The sequence below is a fragment of the Pseudolysinimonas yzui genome, assembly GCF_014653215.1.
In the GTDB taxonomy this organism is placed as follows: Bacteria; Actinomycetota; Actinomycetes; order Actinomycetales; family Microbacteriaceae; genus Pseudolysinimonas_A; species Pseudolysinimonas_A yzui.
The window spans coordinates 1-17,626 of record NZ_BNAI01000013.1 but is presented as its reverse complement, the minus strand read 5'-3'; the positions used below and the strand labels follow the sequence as shown (position 1 = coordinate 17,626).

17 protein-coding genes and 2 tRNA genes are annotated in these 17,626 nt (G+C 68.7%); 12 read left to right on the top strand and 7 right to left on the bottom strand.

The window, feature by feature from the left end:
* Positions 1 to 4 precede the first annotated feature (4 nt).
* The 4 genes from IE173_RS15030 to IE173_RS15015 all read right to left on the bottom strand — a co-directional run bounded on the left by IE173_RS15030 (position 5) and on the right by IE173_RS15015 (position 5,358).
* Positions 5 to 889: a carbohydrate ABC transporter permease gene (locus IE173_RS15030; protein WP_191284341.1), complete on the bottom strand. Its 885-nt coding sequence runs from the start codon at positions 887 to 889 to the stop codon at positions 5 to 7.
* The gene (locus IE173_RS15025) at positions 886 to 1,881 is read right to left on the bottom strand and encodes a carbohydrate ABC transporter permease (RefSeq protein WP_191284340.1); all 996 of its coding nucleotides are present in this window, start codon (positions 1,879 to 1,881) and stop codon (positions 886 to 888) included. Before IE173_RS15025 ends, IE173_RS15030 begins: the two co-directional genes overlap by 4 nt.
* Positions 1,882 to 1,965: 84 nt before the next feature.
* Complete coding sequence (locus tag IE173_RS15020; protein ID WP_373298484.1) at positions 1,966 to 3,225, bottom strand: extracellular solute-binding protein; 1,260 nt, start codon at positions 3,223 to 3,225, stop codon at positions 1,966 to 1,968.
* A gap of 273 nt (positions 3,226 to 3,498) precedes the next feature.
* The gene (locus tag IE173_RS15015; RefSeq protein ID WP_191284338.1) at positions 3,499 to 5,358 is read right to left on the bottom strand and encodes an MDR family MFS transporter; all 1,860 of its coding nucleotides are present in this window, start codon (positions 5,356 to 5,358) and stop codon (positions 3,499 to 3,501) included.
* Between the two features lie 97 nt (positions 5,359 to 5,455).
* Here IE173_RS15015 and IE173_RS15010 point away from each other — a divergent pair, with 97 nt between their 5' ends.
* Both IE173_RS15010 and IE173_RS15005 read left to right on the top strand, forming a co-directional pair.
* Positions 5,456 to 6,283 (top strand): M15 family metallopeptidase, encoded by an 828-nt coding sequence (locus IE173_RS15010; RefSeq protein ID WP_229842143.1) that lies wholly within the window; start codon positions 5,456 to 5,458, stop codon positions 6,281 to 6,283.
* A gap of 141 nt (positions 6,284 to 6,424) precedes the next feature.
* A complete protein-coding gene (locus IE173_RS15005; RefSeq protein WP_191284337.1) occupies positions 6,425 to 6,766 on the top strand; it encodes a GIY-YIG nuclease family protein in 342 nt (113 codons plus the stop codon).
* A gap of 51 nt (positions 6,767 to 6,817) precedes the next feature.
* On the opposite strand, the gene pgm is transcribed toward IE173_RS15005, so the two are convergent.
* A complete protein-coding gene (gene pgm, locus IE173_RS15000; RefSeq protein WP_191284336.1) occupies positions 6,818 to 8,431 on the bottom strand; it encodes a phosphoglucomutase (alpha-D-glucose-1,6-bisphosphate-dependent) in 1,614 nt (537 codons plus the stop codon).
* 32 nt (positions 8,432 to 8,463) lie between these two features.
* On the opposite strand from pgm, the gene pheA reads away from it, so the two are divergent.
* Genes pheA through IE173_RS14975 form a run of 5 tightly spaced genes read left to right on the top strand, consistent with a single transcriptional unit; the run spans position 8,464 to position 11,365 of the window.
* A complete protein-coding gene (gene pheA, locus IE173_RS14995) occupies positions 8,464 to 9,396 on the top strand; it encodes a prephenate dehydratase (RefSeq protein WP_191284335.1) in 933 nt (310 codons plus the stop codon).
* A 15-nt stretch (positions 9,397 to 9,411) separates the two neighbouring features.
* Positions 9,412 to 10,017: a hypothetical protein gene (locus IE173_RS14990; protein ID WP_191284334.1), complete on the top strand. Its 606-nt coding sequence runs from the start codon at positions 9,412 to 9,414 to the stop codon at positions 10,015 to 10,017.
* Positions 10,018 to 10,074: 57 nt separating this feature from the next.
* Complete coding sequence (locus tag IE173_RS14985; protein ID WP_191284333.1) at positions 10,075 to 10,542, top strand: hypothetical protein; 468 nt, start codon at positions 10,075 to 10,077, stop codon at positions 10,540 to 10,542.
* A complete protein-coding gene (locus IE173_RS14980) occupies positions 10,539 to 10,853 on the top strand; it encodes a hypothetical protein (protein ID WP_191284332.1) in 315 nt (104 codons plus the stop codon). The genes IE173_RS14985 and IE173_RS14980 overlap by 4 nt, the downstream gene beginning before the upstream one ends.
* Before the next feature lie 47 nt (positions 10,854 to 10,900).
* Positions 10,901 to 11,365 (top strand): hypothetical protein, encoded by a 465-nt coding sequence (locus tag IE173_RS14975; RefSeq protein ID WP_191284331.1) that lies wholly within the window; start codon positions 10,901 to 10,903, stop codon positions 11,363 to 11,365.
* Between the two features lie 268 nt (positions 11,366 to 11,633).
* Here the strand turns inward: IE173_RS14975 and IE173_RS14970 are convergent, their stop codons facing one another.
* Complete coding sequence (locus IE173_RS14970; RefSeq protein ID WP_191284330.1) at positions 11,634 to 12,614, bottom strand: diacylglycerol/lipid kinase family protein; 981 nt, start codon at positions 12,612 to 12,614, stop codon at positions 11,634 to 11,636.
* Between the two features lie 67 nt (positions 12,615 to 12,681).
* Between IE173_RS14970 and serS the strand changes: the two genes are divergently transcribed.
* The 5 genes from serS to IE173_RS14945 all read left to right on the top strand — a co-directional run bounded on the left by serS (position 12,682) and on the right by IE173_RS14945 (position 16,327).
* Positions 12,682 to 13,941, top strand: coding sequence for a serine--tRNA ligase (gene serS / locus IE173_RS14965; RefSeq protein WP_191284329.1), 1,260 nt, complete (start codon positions 12,682 to 12,684; stop codon positions 13,939 to 13,941).
* Positions 13,938 to 14,759 carry an HAD family hydrolase gene (locus tag IE173_RS14960; RefSeq protein ID WP_191284328.1) on the top strand — a complete coding sequence of 274 codons (822 nt, stop codon included), beginning with the start codon at positions 13,938 to 13,940 and terminating at the stop codon, positions 14,757 to 14,759. The genes serS and IE173_RS14960 overlap by 4 nt, the downstream gene beginning before the upstream one ends.
* Positions 14,760 to 14,800: 41 nt before the next feature.
* Positions 14,801 to 14,885 (top strand) — tRNA-Ser (locus IE173_RS14955).
* Between the two features lie 48 nt (positions 14,886 to 14,933).
* A complete protein-coding gene (locus tag IE173_RS14950) occupies positions 14,934 to 16,178 on the top strand; it encodes an LCP family protein (protein ID WP_191284327.1) in 1,245 nt (414 codons plus the stop codon).
* Positions 16,179 to 16,238: 60 nt separating this feature from the next.
* Positions 16,239 to 16,327 (top strand) — tRNA-Ser (locus IE173_RS14945).
* A 38-nt stretch (positions 16,328 to 16,365) separates the two neighbouring features.
* Here the strand turns inward: IE173_RS14945 and IE173_RS14940 are convergent.
* Positions 16,366 to 17,556, bottom strand: a complete 1,191-nt coding sequence (locus IE173_RS14940; protein WP_191284326.1) for an IS481 family transposase — start codon at positions 17,554 to 17,556, stop codon at positions 16,366 to 16,368.
* Positions 17,557 to 17,626: the final 70 nt, after the last annotated feature.

Below are 17,626 nucleotides of genomic sequence, written 5' to 3'. Positions count from 1 at the left end.
GCCCCTAGCCCTTGACCGCGCCGGCCATGATGCCGCTCACCAGCTGCTTGCCCGCGAAGATGAAGAGCAGGAGCAGCGGGATCGTGGCGAGCACGACTCCGGCGAGCACGATCGAGTAGTCGACGAAGTAGTTGGACTGCAGCAGCGAGAGGGCGACCGGCAGCGTCGGGTTCTGGCGGTCGAGAACGATGAACGGCCAGAAGAAGTTGTTCCAGGCCCCTACGAAGGTGAACAGGAAGAGCATTGCCGCAGCGGGTCGCGCCGCGGGCACGCCCACCGTCCAGAAGGTGCGGATCATCGTCGCGCCGTCGATGCGGGCCGCTTCGATCAGCTCGTCGGGCACCGCCTGACGCAGATACTGCGTCATCCAGAACACCCCGAAGGCGCTCGTCAGCGCCGGCACGATGATGGCGCCGATCTGGCCGGTCCACCCGAGGTCGGAGAACAGGATGTACAGCGGCACGACGCCGAGCTGCTGGGGGACCGCCATGGTGGCGACGACGAAGGCGAGCAGTCCCACACTGCCGCGGAACCGCAGTTTGGAGAAGGCCCAGCCGGCGAGGGTCGAGGTGATGACGACCGCGGCCGCGATCAGGAACGACGAGTAGATCGAGTTCCACAGCGCGGGCCAGAAGTTGACCGCGGGGTTGCCGACGACGGCGAGGGCGTTGTCGATGAAGTTGCCGCCCGGCCACCACGGCCGCTCGCGCAGTGACGACGCATCGCCCGAGCCGATGATGAACGACCACCAGAGCGGGAACGCCGCGCTGACGAAGACGACGGTCAGGCCGACATAGGTCCAGATGCCGGGCCGGTAGCCGCGGATCTTGATGGTGCGCTGGCGGCGACGCTCGGACACGCTGGCCTTCTCGACGACAGGGGTACTCATCGGACGACCTTCTTTCGGTTGCGACGACTCGGCTCGAGGCCCCGGACGCCTTCGCCACGCACGAGCGTGCGGGTGATGAGCAGATTGAGGAGGCCGATCAACAGGATGATGACGAACAGGATCCAGGCCATCGCGGCGGCGCGGCCGAAGTTCCACTGGCCCCAGCCGATGTCATAGAGGTACAGGGTGATCGTGAGCCATTGCTGGCCGGCGCCCCCTCGACCGAACTGGTCGAAGACGCGAGGCTCGTCGAAGATCTGCAGACCACCGATCGTCGCGGTGATGATGACGAAGATGAGCGTGGGCCGCAGCGAGGGAAGTGTGATGCTGATGAACTGGCGGAACAGACCGGCGCCGTCGACGGTCGCGGCCTCGTAGTAGTCGCGGTTCACCGCTTGCATGGCGGCGAGCAGGATGAGGGTGTTGTAGCCGGTCCACCGGTAGTTGACCATGGTCGCGATCGCGACGTGGCTCCAGAACGGTTCCTTGTGCCATTGGATGGCCGGCAACCCGAGATCGGTGAGGAAGCCGTTGACGAGCCCGAAGTTGTCGGCGAAGACGACGTTGAAGATGAGCCCGACCGCCACGGGAGCGACGACGAAGGGAATCAGCACGCTCATGCGCCAGAAGGTCTTGGCGCGGATGTTGCGGTCGAGCATCGACGCGATGAACAGGGCCAGGAGCAGCTGGGGCACCGTGGAGATCAAGAAGATGCTGAAGGTGTTGCGCAGGGCGGTCCAGAAGTGGGGCTGCTGCAGGATCCAGATGTACTGATCGAAGCCGACGAATTGCCCGCTGCCGCGCACGAGATCCCAGTCCTGGGTTGAGATCACGGCGGTGAAGATGATCGGGAAGAGGCCGACGACCAGGAACATCAGGAAGAACGGCGAGATGTAGAGGTAGGGCGAGAGCTTGAGGTCCCACCGGCTCAACCGGTGCGAGAACGAGAGGACCCGAACCGGCTGGCGGCTCTTCGTCGAGGCGGTGCTCATGGCGTGGCTTTCAGGTGCGTCGGATCGGGGAGTGAAGGGGAGGGGTGCGGACCGAGCCTGCGGCCCGCACCCCTCGGTGGTGAATTAGAAGGCCGAAACCTCGGTCACCCAGGTGTTCCAGCTGGTGTCGGCGTCCTCGAGACCGTCGAACACGCGGGTCACGGCGTTCTGCAGAGCGTCGTGGAACTGGAAGTACTTCGGTCCCTTGAACGTCGCGACCGTGATGGCCTCGGCGCGGGCGGTGAGGATCTCACCGGTGGGGGCGTTGTTGAAGTACTCGTTCGTCGCCGCAGCGAGCTCGTCGCTGGCAAGCGCGTCGACCTGGCTCGGGAAGGTGCCCGCGTTGGCGAACGCCTTCATCTGGGTCTCGGGCGAGGTCAGCCAGGCAGCGAGCTGGCCCGCGGCCTCCACGTTGGCGCCGTTGGCCGGAACGGTCAGGTACGAACCGCCCCAGTTTCCGCCGCCGCCCGGGAACGCGTCAGCGATGTCCCAGCCCGTGGTGTCGGGCGCGTTGCCCGAGATGACACCGAGCATCCAGCCGGGGCAGAGCATCACGGCGAACTCACCACTGGCGAGAGAGGCGAACCAGTCCTCGCTCCACTGGCCCGAGTAGGCGGCGATCGGAACGGCCTTCGAGGTCACGGCCTCGTACGCCGCCTGGATGTCAGCGTTCTCGGTGGCGACGATCGTGCCGTCGGCCTCTTCATACGCGGTCTCGAGCTGGTTCACCATGCCCTGGAGCACGGAGTTGGCCGAGTCGATGAACGGCTTGCCCGTCGCGGCCGTGTAGTCGGCGCCGATCTGGAAGAAGTTGTCCCAGTCGCCATCGAACAGCGCGGCGACCTCGTCGCGGTCGGTCGGCAGGCCGGCCGCAGCGAACAGGTCGGAGCGGTAGCAGACGCCCTGCGGGCCGATGTCGGTGCCGTACGCGATGAGGTTGCCCTCGGAGTCGGTCGCCGAAGCTTCCTTCCAGTCGAGCCAACGGCCCTGAAGGTCCTCCGGAACCGGCGCGAGCAGGTCGGCGTACTGCATGGCCTCGGTGAACCAGTCGATCTCGACGGCCTCGACGTCGGCGAGGCCCGAGTTGCCGAGCTTCTGGAAGTAGTTGGCCCGGGCGTCGTTCGACGTCGCGGCCTTGTTGTGCACGACCTCGATGCCGGTCTCAGCGGTGAACTCGGCGAGCAGCTCGTCGGTGTAGCCGAAGTCGTTGAACGTCGCGAGGGTGAGGGTCACCGGCTCGTCGGAGCCGCTTCCCCCTCCCGTGCATCCGGTCGCGACCAGGGCGAGGGTGGCGGCACCGGCGATTGCCGCGGCCATTGTGCGTCGTGAAGTTCTCACGGTCACTCCTTTGTGTGTGTGCAGATGGATGGTGGAGCCGACCCCGTCGGTGGTTGAGAGCGCTCTCACCTACGTTGTGGGAGCCCTCTCACGGGATTGGTGGACACACTAGGGACGTCGCTCGACGACTGTCAAGCGTGGCATGGGAGCGCTCCATCCCGGCAAACGCTTGCCCCTCGCCCAGATCCCCGGAAACACTGGGGCGCGATGGGGCTGGTGACGCGACAAAAAACTTCTGGCGTCGGGCCCTGGCGGGAGCGCTCCCGGCCCCGCGGCCGTTCAGCGCACAGGTATCGGTTTGGTCTCCGTCGCCGGTCGAGGCGCTTCCGGGGGCGCATCCGCGACGAGCTGGGCGGCGATCGCCGCGTCGGCGTCGGCGACCTCTTCGATCGCCGACTTGGTGCGCAGGGGCGGCGCCTTGAGGAAGAAGCTCAGCACGAAGGCGACCAGGACGACGGCGAGGCACACCGCGTAGACGGTCGTCGCGGCACTCGCGAACCCCTCGAGGAAGGGAGCGCTCAGCCGGGGATCCGCCCCGGTGAGGAACGACGTGTCGCCGTCGAGGCTGGCGCCGACCGGGCCTCCGGCGGCGCCGGCGAGCGCGTCCTGCACCTGCGGGACGAGGGTGTCGAGCACCCCGGACCGCACCTGGTCGTCGGCGAGGTCGACATCCGCCGGCAGCTGCTGGATGACCGGGTCGACGATGCCGTCATAGACCTGATCCATGATCCGGGCGTTCTGTGGCGCGCTCGCGACGGTCGGGTCGAGCGCGGCGTCGAGGGCCGCGCGCAGCACATCGGTGCGCCCGAATGCCGCCTGGATCGTGTCGGGGATGCGGGTGAACAGCACCGAGAACAGGATCGCGACCCCGAGAGTTCCGCCGATCTGCCGGAAGAACGTCGACGAACTCGTCGCCACCCCGATCTCGCGCGGCCCGACGGAGTTCTGGCTCGCGATCGTGAGGGTCTGCATGAGCTGCCCCATCCCGAGGCCGATCAGCAGCATCCCGATCATCATGAACCAGACCGGCCGGTCGGCGTGCGCGAAGGTGAACCAGAGGAACCCGGCGGCCATGAAGCCGGTGCCGATCGTCGGGAACACGCGATAGCGACCCGTGCGCGCGATGATCTGACCACTGACGATCGACGAGATCATCAGTCCGACGATCATCGGCAGCAAGAGGAAGCCGCTCTCGGTCGGGGTCGCGCCGTTGACCAGCTGGAGGTAGAGCGGCAGCGTCATCATCGCGCCGAACATCCCGAACCCCATCAGCACGCCGAGCACGGTGACCATCGAGAACGTCGGATGCCGGAACAGCTTCAGCGGGATGAGGGCGGCCTCGCCCATCGCCCTTTCGACGAGCACGAAGGCGATGAGCCCGAGTGCCCCGAGCGCGTACCCGCCGATCGCCAGCGGCGAGCCCCATCCCCAGTCGCGGCCGTTCTCGGCGACGAGCAGCAGCGGTACGAGCGCGACGACGATCGTGGTCGCCCCCCACCAGTCGATTTTCACCCGGTGACGCGTGTGCGGCACGTGCAGGAAACGGATGACGAGGAACAGGGCGATCGCCCCGACGGGGATGTTCACCAGGAACACCCACCGCCACCCGGCGACGAACAGGATCTCGGGAGTGCCGGCGAAGAGTCCGCCGATCAGCGGGCCCAGCACACTCGAGGTCGCGAAGACGGCGAGGAAGTAGCCCTGGTACTTGGCCCGCTGACGCGGAGCGAGGATGTCGCCGAGGATCGCGAGGGGCAGAGCCATCAGCCCGCCCGCCCCGATGCCCTGAAGGGCGCGGAACCCCGCGAGCTCGTACATCGACTGCGCGGTGCCGGCGAGCAGCGAACCGAGCAGGAAGACCGAGATGGCGAAGAGGAACAGCGGGCGCCGCCCGAAGATGTCGCTGAGCTTGCCGTAGATCGGGGTCGTCACGGTCGAGGTGATGAGGTAGGCGGTCGTGACCGACGCCTGCAGTGCGAGCCCGTCGAGGTCGTCGGCGATCGTGCGGATCGAGGTGCCGACGATGGTCTGATCCAGTGACGAGAGGAACATGCCCGCCATCAGTCCGAAGATGATGAACAGGATCTGCCGGTGAGTGAGCAACGGCTGCGCGGGGGGCGCGACGGTCTGACTGGACATGGGTCCTTCGGGGCGGCGATCGGCAGAAGATTGCGGAGACTGCAAATTTACACGCACAGCAGACATCCGGCAAACCTCTGAACCGTAAGCTGTCGCGGTGACCGACCAGCCGATGCTCCGTGTGCGGCACCGCGGCCCCACTCCGCAGCAGATCCGCACCCGCAGGATCGTGACCGTCGCCATCGTCGTGGTGGTCGCCGCCCTGATCGTCGGGGCGATCTTCCTCTTCGCGCCGAAGGGCGGCACCCCCGTGGCCGAGCCGTCGGAGACCCCGACCCCGTCTTCGACCCCGACCCCGACGCCCACGCCGACCCCGACGTTCCCGCTCGACCAGTTCGACATCGACAGCGCCGCGAGCCTCCAGGTGGTCGTCAACAAGCTGCGCCCCCTCAACCCGCAGGACTACGCTCCGGCCGACCTCGTCGCCCTGAACATCATCGGCGGCGGCCAGCTGCGCGCCGAGGCGGCCGCGAAGATGCAGGAGCTGCTCGCCGCGCACACCGCCGAAACCGGCCTCGAGATGCAGTCGCTCTCGACCTATCGCAGCTACAGCCGCCAGGTGGATGTCTACAACGGCTGGGTCGCCCAGCTCGGCCAGGAGGGCGCCGACCTCACGAGCGCCCGCCCGGGGCACAGCGAGCACCAGACGGGGCTCGCGATGGACCTGGGTGCCGTCCCCTCGCAGTGCAACCTCGACCAGTGCTTCGCGACCACCGCGCAGGGCCAGTGGCTCGCGGCGAACGCCTATCGATTCGGCTTCATCATCCGCTATCCCGAGGGCTACACCCCGATCACCGGCTACGAGTACGAGCCGTGGCACGTGCGCTACGTCGGCGTGCCCCTCGCGACCGAGATGCACGACACCGGCGTCATGACGCTCGAGGAGATGTTCGGCCTCCCCGCCGCCCCCACCTACGCGGGCTGACCGGCTTCTTTCGCGGGTTGAGGAGCGCCCGCCAAAGGCGGACGCGTCTCGAAACCCCCCACAGGATGCCCCCGCGTTCGAGTTCGCTGCGAGTCGCAGCATCCACGATCCCCAGCGGGGCGAATCGGCCACGATCGTCGCATGCCTGCGACATACATTCTGAAATGCGCCGACGGCTCGTTCTACGTCGGGAGCACCCGAGATCTGGCAACCAGACTGCAACAGCACGTGTCCGGGCGGGGTAGTGAGTACACCGCGAAGCGGCTACCGATCGAACTCGCGTGGTGCGCCGAGTTCGATCGCATCGACGACGCGTATCTCCTGGAGAAGCGCATCCAAGGATGGTCCCGCGCAAAGCGGCTCGCCCTCATCGAGGGACGTTTCGACGCGCTTCCCGGCCTCAGCTCTCGTGCTCGCGGTCGCACGTCGGTCGGGTTTCGAGACGCGTCCGGCGAAGCCGGGCGCTCCTCAACCCGCGGCTGACGGTGTGCGGTTTCGAGACGCGTCCGGCGAAGCCGGGCGCTCCTCAACCCGCTAGGAGCCGAGGGCGGCGTCGACGATGTGCTTCGCTTCAGCCTGCACCTCGGCGAGGTGGTCGGGGCCGCGGAAGGATTCGGCGTAGATCTTGTAGACGTCTTCGGTGCCCGACGGGCGGGCGGCGAACCAGGCGTTCTCGGTGACGACCTTCACGCCGCCGATCGCAGCTCCGTTGCCCGGCGCGGCCGACAGCCGGTCGACGATCTTCTCGCCGGCGAGGATGTCCGCGCGGATGTCGGAACCCGACAGCTTGCCGAGCCGCGCCTTCTGCGCGGGGGACGCGGCGGCATCCACGCGGGCGTAGGCGGGGTCGCCGAACTGCTCGGTGAGCTCCCGGTAGAGCGCCGACGGCGATTTGCCGGTCACCGCGCGGATCTCGGCGGCGAGCAGGGCGAGGATGATGCCGTCCTTGTCGGTCGTCCACGCCGAGCCGTCGAGCTCGAGGAACGACGCCCCCGCGCTCTCTTCGCCGCCGAACGCGACGGACCCGTCGATGAGTCCGGGTACGAACCACTTGAAGCCGACCGGCACCTCCCACAGGCGCCGGCCGAGGGATGCGGCGACCCTGTCGATCATCGAACTCGACACCAGGGTCTTGCCGATCGCGGCGTCGGGGCTCCAGCCGTCACGGTGGGTGAACAGGTACTGGATGGCGACAGCGAGGTAGTGGTTGGGGTTCATCAGGCCGCCGTCGGGGGTGACGATCCCGTGCCGGTCGGCGTCGGCGTCGTTGCCGGTGAGGATGTCGTAGTCCGCCCGCCGCGCGACGACGGATGCCATGGCGTTGGGGCTCGACGGATCCATGCGGATCTTCTCGTCCCAGTCGAGCGTCATGAACCGCCAGGTCGGGTCGACGTCGGGATTCACGACCTCGAGCGGCAGCCCGTAGTGGGTGGCGATGAGCTTCCAGTAGTCGACGCTCGCGCCGCCGAGCGGGTCGGCGCCGAGCCGCAGCCCCGACGCCCTGATCGCACCCAGGTCGAGCACCGAGCCGAGGTCGCGCACGTACTCGCCGCGGAAGTCGTACGGCTCCGCGGTAACCCCCCGAGACCGTTTCACGTCACGGTTCCCACCGGCGATGATGTCGTTCGCGCGTCCGGCGATCCAGCCGGTGGCATCCGAGTCGGCCGGTCCGCCGTGCGGCGGGTTGTACTTGAAGCCGCCGTCGCGCGGCGGGTTATGGCTCGGCGTGATGACGATTCCGTCGCCCTGCGCCCCGCCGATCGGCAGTCCCCGGTTGAAACGGATGATGGCGCGCGACACGGCGGGCGTCGGCACCCAGCCGCCGTCGGCATCCACGAGAGCCGCGACCCCGTTCGCCGCCAGCACCTCGAGGCAGGTGACCTGCGCGGGGGCGGAGAGCGCGTGCGTGTCGGCGCCGATGAAGACCGGCCCCTCGACGCCTTGCGCAGCGCGGTATTCGACGATCGCCTGCGTGATCGCCGCGATGTGGGTGTCGGTGAACGCGCCGTCGAGGCTGGAGCCCCGGTGACCGCTCGTGCCGAAGACGACGGGTTGGTCGGCTGCGGCGGGAGCCTCATACGCCCGAAGCAGATCGTCGACGTCGACGAGGTCGGATTCTTCCGCGGGCCGTCCCGCACGCGAGGTCATCTCCCCATCCTTCCATCGGTAGGCTCGCAGCCATGCCGAGCTACAGCTACCTGGGGCCCGCCGGCACCTTCACCTGGCTGGCGCTCACGCAGGTGCACGAGGCCGAGGGCGCCGAGTGGCGCAGTGTCAACAACGTCGGCGAGGCGCTCGACGACGTCATCTCGGGCCGCAGCGTCGCCGCGATGATCGCGATCGAGAACAGCGTCGAGGGCGGCGTCAGCGCCACCCAGGATGCGCTGGCCAACATCCCGGGGCTGCGCATCATCGGCGAGTACCTCGTGCCGGTGAACTTCTCGCTCGTCGCCCGGCCCGGCACCACGCTGGCCGACGTGCACGTGATCGCCGCGCACCCCGTCGCCTACGCCCAGTGCCACCTCTGGCTCGACCGCGAGCTGCCCGACCACGAGCACCTGCCGGCGACGTCGAACGTGAGCGCCGCATCCGGGTTGCTCACCGCCGGTGCGATCGCGGATGCCGCCGTCGCGCCGCCGGGGATCGAACGCGAGCTGGGGGTCGAGGTGCTCGCGGAGGGTATCGGCGACAACCCGAACGCCGTCACGCGGTTCGTGCTCGTCTCGTCGAGCCTCGCCATCCCGGAGCGCACCGGCGCCGACAAGACGAGCGTCATCGTCGAGTTGCCCTCCGACGCCCCCGGCGCCCTGGTCGAGATGCTCGAGCAGTTCGCGACCCGCGGGGTGAACCTCAGCCTGCTGGAGTCCCGGCCGATCGGCGACGCCCTCGGCCGCTACCGCTTCGTCATCGACCTCGACGGTCACCTTCACGACGAACGCGTCGCCGACGCCCTGCTCGGCCTCAAGCGGTTCAGCCCGAACGTCATGTTCCTCGGCTCATATCCTCGGGCCGACAAGCAGAATGTCGAGGTGCGTTCGCGCTACGGCGATGACGTGTTCGTCGAAGCACGCGACTGGCTCCGCGGCATCCTCTCGGGCGAACCCCCCGCGTAGCAGGAAGGATCGGCGATGGCGGATGGGATCGACCCCCGCTACGCCGCGCAGTTCCAGCGTGGCTACGACCGCGCGCAGGGTGGCGATCCTGTCGCGCCGCTCGTTGAGGAGGATGAGACTCCCCGCCGCCACCTGCCAGCTGCCGTGCTCCTCGTGCTGGCGGGAGCTCTGCTGGCACTCGCCGTCGCGAGCGCCGTCGGCGCCGCATCCGCGACCGTGCCGAGCGGGCAGCGAGAGGTGACCACCATCCTCGCGACGAAAGCGCCGGGTCCGCTGCTTACCTCGGCCGTGCTCGCCGTGATCCTGTGGGCGATGGGCCAGCGATTCAGGCGACCGCGCTCCTCGGCGGCGGTGCTCGCGACGACCGCGGCGACGCTGCTCGCGCTCGTGAGCGCTGTGGTGTGGGGGCTCAGCCGTCTGATCGGGCTCACCGCGCAGGGGCCGGTCAGTTCAGGCGGAATCCCGCTGCCCGACGCGGCCATGTCGACCTACCTTCACCGCGTGCAGATCGCCGCTGTGCTGATCGAGCTGTTGCCGTGGCTGGTCCTCGCGGCGGCAGGGGCGCTCGTCGGCACGGTCGCCGTCATCTTGTCCCGGGAGCCTCCGCGTAGCAGGGTATGAATCGGACTCACGTGGCGCCGGTCGGGTGCGCCTGACGCGCAAGGGAAGAGGTTGGCGATGGCGGACGATGCACGAATCGACCCGCGTTATGCCGCGCAGTTCCAGCGTGGCTTCGACCCCGCACGCGATGCATCTCCCGTGCGACGCGGGCCGATGCGGCTCGAGGGCGGCCCGCCCGCCACGGCCCCGCGCGTGCCCGACCCGCCGCGAAAGGCGCCGGCGCAGCCTGTTGAGGTTCCCGAGGATGCCGAGGAGCTGACGCCGGCCGTGGCCCCGACCCGGGTCGCTTCCACGTGGTGGGACTGGCTCTTGCCGGGCATCGGAGCCGTCTTCATCATGATCGCGTTGATGCTGCTGTGGAGCATGGCCACTGACACCGGGGCCTTCTACGGATCGGGCGTCACGAGCGAGTGGGAGGTCTTCCTGGAGCAGGCGCGGTGGATGCTTCCCAGCCCCCTTCTGACGGCAGGAGTCGTCGCCATCACCGGGGGAATCGTTCTCCAGGCCGTGAGGCCACGGGAATGACCGCTCGCGTCGTCATCCTCGCCGCACTCGCCCTCTCCCTTATCGTGGCCGGGTTCGGCGCGCTGTGGCTGGGGACCGTCGGCATGCTCGGCAATCGCGAGCTCACGTCGGCGCTCGTCGAAGATCAGGAGGAGTGGGCTCGTCATGAGGCGTGGCTGAACATGCTGTGGTCGGTGCCGAGCCCGTTCATCGGGGCCGGGCTCATCGCGGGCATCGGAGCCCTCGCGCTCGTCGTGCGCGCTCGTCAGCTCGCGCAGGCGCGCACGGAGCCTCTCCCGACGACCTCCCCGGGCTCACTCCGACAGAGCTAGGGTCATTGCACGCTCCCGCTACGACGACGTAGGGAGGAGGGATCGGCATGGCTCACGGTTCGGAGATCGACCCCCGCTACGCCGCGCAGTTCCAGCGCGGCTTCGATCCGGCCCAGCACGCGACTCCGCCCGCGAGGCGCGGGCCGGTGCGTCTCGAGGGCGGGCCGCCGCCGACGGCGCCGCGCGTGCCCGACCCGCCGCCCCTCGCCGAGAAGCCGTCCGCGGCGCCTCGGGTGGAGACGGTCTCCGAGGCCGAGGAGTTCGTGCCACCGGGCCGCCCGCGCCTGGAGTGGGCGCTGCTCGGAGTCGGGGTCGCGCTGCTGGTCCTTGCCGCGATGCTCTTCGCCGGCGCGGTCGAGGCGCGCGATTCGGGGCTGGGCACCGGGATCGAAGACCAGCTCTACGGCACCATGATCTCCCAGCTGCCGGGGCCGCTTCTCGTCGCCGGCGTGCTCGGGATCGTGCTGTGGATCGTCGTGCGGGCCGTCATTCCCACGCGGAGATCCGGATGAGCAGCCGCCCGATCGTCGCCCTCTCGGCGATCGCCGTCGTTCTCGCCGGGCTCGCCGTGGCGGCGACGCTGCGCTGGATCATCCCGCAGGCCGACATCGCCGACTTCGTGTTCGCCGGCGGCACGGATCAGGCGGCTCTCGACGAGTACTTCGCCTGGGTCAACAGCGGGTGGATCTACTACGCGCAGGTGCCCTGGCTGGTGCTCGCGGCCCTCGTCGCCGGCCTCGCGGCGCTCGCGCTCGCGGCATACCGGGCGCTGCTCCGGGGTCAGGCCGCCGGCACGCGCACCGTCAGCGCGCCCGCGTCGACCTCGGTGCGGAACCCGACGACGACACCGAACTCGTCGCCGTCGAGCTCGAACTCCTCGGCCCGATCCAGCCGCACCTCGAACGTCGACGCCTTCAGATAGCGCAGGGTGCGGATCTCTCGCGTGTAGCCCATCATCTTGCGGCCGACCGAGCTGCGGCGCAGCACCCCGTTCTCCCACACGATCTTCACCCATACCTGCGCCCAGCCGAAGAAGCCCTCGGGGCGGAGGGCCACGATGTCGAGCACCCCGTCGTCGAGCGACGCGTCGGGCAGCAGCAGCACGTTGCCGGGCAGCAACCCGCAGTTGCCGACCAGCACGGTGTGGGCCCGCATCGTCCTGGCCGCTCCGTCGTCGGCGCGGAAGCTGATGCGCAACTGCTTGGCGTCCCTCAGCGACCGGGCGATGGCATCCGCGTAGGCGAGCCAGCCGACCCGCTTCTTCAGTTCGGGGTTGGTGTTGGCGACCATCTTCGCGTCGAGCCCGATGCCGGCCATGACGACGAAGGCGTGTTGTTCGGTCGCGCCGTCGGGTCGTTCGATCTCGACGAGCCCCAGATCGATGTCGCGGTCCTCGCCGGTGAACGCGGCCTGCACCGAGGAGTCGAGATCAGACAGCGGCAGGTCGAGGTTGCGAGCCAGCAGGTTGCCGGTGCCCGCAGGCAGCAGCGCCAGGGCGACTTTGGTGTCGCGCAATCCTTCGGCGACCGCGCGGACGGTGCCGTCGCCGCCGGCTGCGAGCACGACCTCGACCTTCTCCGCCGCCGCCTTCTTCGCGAGCCCGCCGCCGGCCTCTTCGGCCGTCGTCTCGAACCAGAGACTCTTGTCCCACCCGGCAGCCTTCTCGGCCGTCGCGACCGAGGAGCGAAGTTTCGCCTTGTCGACCTTGAGGGGGTTGTAGATGATCGCCGCGCGCCGATGTGAGGGCGCGGCCGGGGACATGGCACAACCCTACGTCTGGCGGAAGCGCGCGGGCTGGGCCTTGCACGGGCGTCAATAGGATGGGAAGGTGATCGACCCGCAGTTGCTGCGTGAGAACCCCGACGCCGTCCGCCGTTCGCAGGAGGCGCGGGGTGTGCCACCGTCGAGCGTCGACGAGGCGATCGCGGCCGACGCCGCCCGCCGCGCCGCGCTCAACGCCTTCGAGACGGTGCGCGCCGAGCAGAACGTCTTCGGCAAGACGGTCGCCGCCGCGCCGAAGGACGCGAAAGCCGCACTCGTCGCGCAGGCTCAGGAGCTAGCCGCCCAGGTGAAGAGCGCGCAGCTCGCTGCGACGGAAGCCGAGGCGGAGTTCGACCGCGTGGTCGGGGCCATCCAGAACGTCATCATCGACGGGGTCCCGGCAGGCGGCGAAGACGACTTCGTCACCGTCCGTGAGGTCGGCACGCCGGCATCCTTCGACTTCGAACCGCGCGACCACCTCGCGATCGGCGAGATCCTCGGCGCGATCGACATGGAGCGCGGGGCGAAGGTCTCCGGCGCCCGCTTCTACTTCCTGCGCGGGGTCGGCGCGCGGCTCGAACTCGCGCTCATCCAGATGGGTCTCGACCGAGCGCTCGCCGCCGGATTCGAGCCGCTCATCACCCCGACGCTCGTGCGCCCCGACATCATGGCCGGCACCGGGTTTCTCGGCGCACACTCCGACGAGATCTACTATCTGGAACGCGACGACCTCTACCTCACCGGCACGAGCGAGGTCGCGCTCGCCGGGTTCCACAAAGACGAGATCATCGACGTCTCGAACGGCCCGCTGCGGTATGCCGGCATCTCCACCTGCTACCGGCGCGAAGCCGGGTCGGGCGGCAAGGACACCCGCGGCATCATCCGGGTGCACCAGTTCCAGAAGCTCGAGATGTTCACCTACATCGACCCCGCGGATGCCGAGAAGGAGCACGAGGCGCTGCTCGCGATGCAGGAGGGGATGCTGCAGTCCCTCGGCCTTGCCTACCGCGTAATCGACATCGCGGCGGGCGACCTCGGCTCGAGTGCGGCCCGCAAGTTCGACGTCGAAGCCTGGGTGCCGACGCAAGGCGCGTACCGCGAACTCACGAGCACCTCGAACTGCACGACCTACCAGTCGCGTCGCCTCGACATCCGCTACCGCACCCCCGAGGGCAAGACCGCGCCGGTCGCCACCCTCAACGGCACGCTCGCCACCACCCGGTGGATCGTCGCGCTGCTCGAGACGCACCAGCAGGCCGACGGCTCGGTGCTCGTGCCCGACGCGTTGCAGCCCTACCTCGGGCTCGACGTGCTCCTCCCGCGATGAGCATCGCCGCCGAGCCCTGGCTGGTCGCCCTCGACATCGACGGCACCGTGCTGCAAGAAGACGGCACACTGACGGATGCCGTGCGCGACGCCGTCAGGAACGTGCGCGACCTCGGCCACGAGGTGATGCTCGCCACCGGCCGCTCGGTGTCGATGACCCTGCCGATCCTCGACCGCCTCGGCATCGTCTCGCAGTACGTGGTCTGCGCCAACGGGGCCGTCGTGCTGCACCGCGACCCCGACGCGCCCGTCGGCTACTCCCGCCACCACGTCGAGACGTTCGACGCCACCGAGGTGCTCACCACCATCCGCGGTCACCTCGGGCAGGCCAGCTACGCCGTCGAGGATGCCGAAGGGGTGTTCCGCTACACGGGGTTCTTCCCCGACGGCGCCCTCGCCGCCGCGAGTCACCAGGTGGAGTTCGAGGAGCTGCTCGGGGTCGCCGCGACCCGTGTCGTCGTGATCTCGCCCGGCCACGCGATCGAGGACTTCCTCGCCGTCGTCGAGCGGATGGGTCTGCACAAGGTCACCTACAACGTCGGCTGGACGGCGTGGCTCGACATCGCACCCGACGGGGTCAACAAGGCCACCGGGCTGGAGCGGGTGCGATCCGCCCTCGGCATCCCGGCATCCCGCGTCTTCACCGCGGGCGACGGCCGCAACGACATCGACATGCTCGAATGGACGGCGGCCGGCGGCGGCATCGGCATCGCGATGGGGCAGGCCCCCGAGGAGGTCGTCGCGGTCGCCACCGAGGTGACCGGCACCGACCTCGACGACGGCCTCGCCGACGCGCTCACACGGCATTTCCAGGGTTAGCGGCGTCCGGGTCCGTTACGATCAGGATTCGGATTCGCCAGGGAGGGCTGTCCGAGCGGCCGATGGAGCCAGTCTTGAAAACTGGTGGGCAGAAATGTCTCGTGGGTTCGAATCCCACGCCCTCCGCCGCTCCCGCCCGCCCGCTGTAGAAAAGCCGTAGAAACGAGGACCGCCGTGAGCGAACTGCGCCAGCGCTCCGTGCGCGCCCCCGAGCCCGCAGGGGTCGCCCGGCACGGTCGGCTCAAGCGCGCCGCGGCGTGGAAGTCGTTGCTCGCGATCGTCGCGAGCGTTCTCGCCGTCGTGATGGTGTCGGGCGTCTCAGTCGCGGCCATCGCGACCTGGCAGTTGCAGTCCAACATCGACACGGTCGAGATCGAATTCGACACCCAGGGACCGCCGCCCGCGATCGGCGCCTACGAGGGCGGGTTCAACATCCTGCTCGTCGGGTCGGACACCCGCGAGGGCCAGAGCGCGGCCTTCGGCAACGACCCGGGCTCTGTGCTCAACGACGTCAACATGCTGTTGCACGTCGCCCAGGATCAGAAGAGCGCGGTGCTCGTCAGTATCCCGCGCGACATGGTCGTACCCCTCCCCGAGTGCGAGAACGGCGGGCCGGCGACCGGCGAGCCGATCAACACGACGCTCTTCTACGGCGGCCTCGCCTGCACGGTCGAGACCGTGCAGAACCTCACCGGCCTCCCGATCCAGTTCGCCGGCCTCATCACGTTCGACGGCGTCATCGCGATGTCGGATGCCGTCGGTGGAGTCGAGGTCTGCATCACCGAGCCGATCCTCGACCCGTATACCGGCCTCAACCTCCCCACCGCGGGACCCAATACCCTGCAGGGCTGGAACGCCCTCGCCTTCCTGCGGTCGCGGCACGGCGTCGGCGACGGCAGCGACCTCGGTCGCATCAGCTCGCAGCAGGTGTTCCTCTCGTCGCTCGTGCGCAAGATCAAGAGCGACGACACCCTCACCGACTTCGGCAAGCTGTACGGCATCGCCCAGGCTGCGACGCAGCACATGACCCTGTCGGAGAATTTTGCGCGCGTCGACACGCTCGTCGCGATCGCTCTCGTGCTGAAAGACATCCCGCTCGAGAACATCGCGATGGTGCAGTACCCGAGCCGCACCGGGGGCACGGGCATCTACCTCGGCAAGGTGCAGCCCATCACGTCGACCGCGAAGGCGCTCTTCGACGCGATCAAGGCCGACGTGCCGATCGCGCTCGACGCCAACGCGGTCGGCGCCAACGGCGGGTCGCAGCTCGACCCGAACGCACCCGCCCCGACGACGCCCGACCCGTCGGCCTCTCCCGACCCGTCGGCGACTCCCGAGGATCAGGGGCCGGCGGCGCAGCTCATCCCCGGGCTCAAGGGTCAGACCGCGGCGCAGTACACCTGCTCCGTCGCGAACTGATCGTCGCCGAGCGGTCGGCACGCCCCGCCCGTGCCGTTAGGATGACTGAGGCAGTTTCCGGGAGACGTCGCATAGTCCGGTCGAGTGCACCACCCTGCTAAGGTGGAGAACCCGCAAGGGTTCCGAGGGTTCAAATCCCTCCGTCTCCGCTCTGTCCTGTGTCAGGACATAGGAAACCCTCGAACCCTCAGGTTCGGGGGTTTCTTGTTGTGCGGGGCTGGTAGTCGCGGTCGAGGTCGATGGTGAGCTCGCGCAGGAGTTCGCCGGTGACGGCGTTGATGATCGTGATGTCGAGGTCGTTGGCGAGGATCAGGACGTGGGTTCGGGCGTGGGCTCGCCCGATGCCGATGTGGCGGAGTTTGCCGTGGACGCGCAGGGTGACGGTGCCGGTCTTGTCGATCCGGTCGCGGCGCAGTCGGGCGTGGTTGTCGTGGTCGCGTCCGCCGGGCGTCGGGGCGGCCTTTGGCAGGGCGTGGTAGCGGGCGGCCGGGGTGGCTTGGTGCGGCAGGGACCGGTGGGGTCGGCGGTGGTTGTATTCGTCGGCGAAGTCATCGAGCAGCCGTTGGAGATCGGCGAGGGTCGCGGGCTGAGGGTGCTGGGCGTGCAGCCAGTTCTTCATCGTCTGCTGAAATCTCTCGACTTTGCCCTGGGTTTGCGGGTGGGAGGGGGCGCCGTTCTTCTGGACGATGCCGCGGTCGCGCAGTTCCGCCTCGAAGGCGTTGCGGCCGCCGCGGCGGCCCCAGCCGGAGTGCTTAACGGTGAACACCATGCCGTTGTCGGTCAGCGTCGCGGCAGGGTTTCCATGGGTTTCCGTAGCGGCGCGGAAGGTGGCGACGACGATCGGGGTGGTCACGGCTCGATGCGCTGTGATGCTGACGGCGTATCGGGTGCAGTCGTCGAGGAAAGTCAGGATCTCGGTGTTGGTGTCGTCGGCGAGCCTGTAGTGGCTGAAGTCGGACTGCCAGCACTCGTTCGGCAGGTCGGCCTCGAAGCGAAGGTAGGAGGACTTCGGCCGCTTCTTCGGCTCGGGCTCGACCATGCCGGCGCGCTTCAAGGTGCGCCAGATGGTCGATGCCGAGACCGAGACGTGGTGGTGGTGCTGCAGGTGCCAGGCGATCGTATGTGCGCCAGCGTCGAGCCCCTTCGCGGTGAGCCGGTGACGCAGCTCGAAGATCAGCTCGACCGTCTCGGCGGCGAGGGCGTTTGGGCTGGACCGCGGCCGCCGCGAGCGTGGCTGGAACGCCGCATCACCCTCGCGGCGCCACCGGGCCAGTAGCTTCGAAACCCACCCCTTCGAGACGCCGTAGGTTCGTGCAACCTCAGCCTGCGAGAGCCCCTGGACGGTGACGGCGGTGATGATCAGACGAGCCTTCGACACTCCTCAGAGCGTGGCCGAGGGTTTCCTATGTCTTGAGACATCGGTTTCCTATGTCCTGAAACCAGACACC